Below are 492 nucleotides of genomic sequence, written 5' to 3' on the forward strand. Positions count from 1 at the left end.
GCGTGCCGACATCGAGACTCGTGAACAGGTCGAGTCACAACTCAGGCAGACCATCGTGCAGGCAATGGGCGAGGCCGACCGGGCGGAATTCGAGACCGGATCGGTGTCATTCAAACGTAGCAAGGACAGCAATGGCGTCGATCTCAAGCGCCTGCTTGCTGACCATCCGCAATTCGCCACGAAGTATGCGATCACGAAGCCTGGCTCACGCAGGTTTCTCGTCAATACCTGATTCCCTGCCGCTCCAGCTGTTCCCTTCCTTTGCTTCATGCCCCGCTGTTTATCTACAGGAGAAACCCCATGTTGAAAGGTCTCGCCATCACACCGCCCGTCATCGGGCGAATTTCCATCGGTCGCGTTGTTGAGAAGAACGGCAAGCGGCTACCCCAGAAGGATGACCAGTTTACGGTCACGTCCCAGTTGCAGAATCGCGATGGCTGGATGCTTCATCCCCAGGATTCGGAGCTACGGAAGCTTCAACCCGGCAAGCTG

Annotated in this window: 2 pseudogenes; both read left to right on the top strand. The window is 57.1% G+C overall.

The window, feature by feature from the left end:
• Positions 1-232, top strand: a pseudogene (locus FQ755_RS12870) (endonuclease); the annotation flags it as partial.
• Between the two features lie 68 nt (positions 233-300).
• Positions 301-492: pseudogene (locus FQ755_RS12875) on the top strand (phage capsid protein); the annotation flags it as partial.

The sequence above is a fragment of the Paraburkholderia sp. BCC1885 genome (assembly GCF_900996235.1).
Classification (GTDB): Bacteria; Pseudomonadota; Gammaproteobacteria; order Burkholderiales; family Burkholderiaceae; genus Paraburkholderia.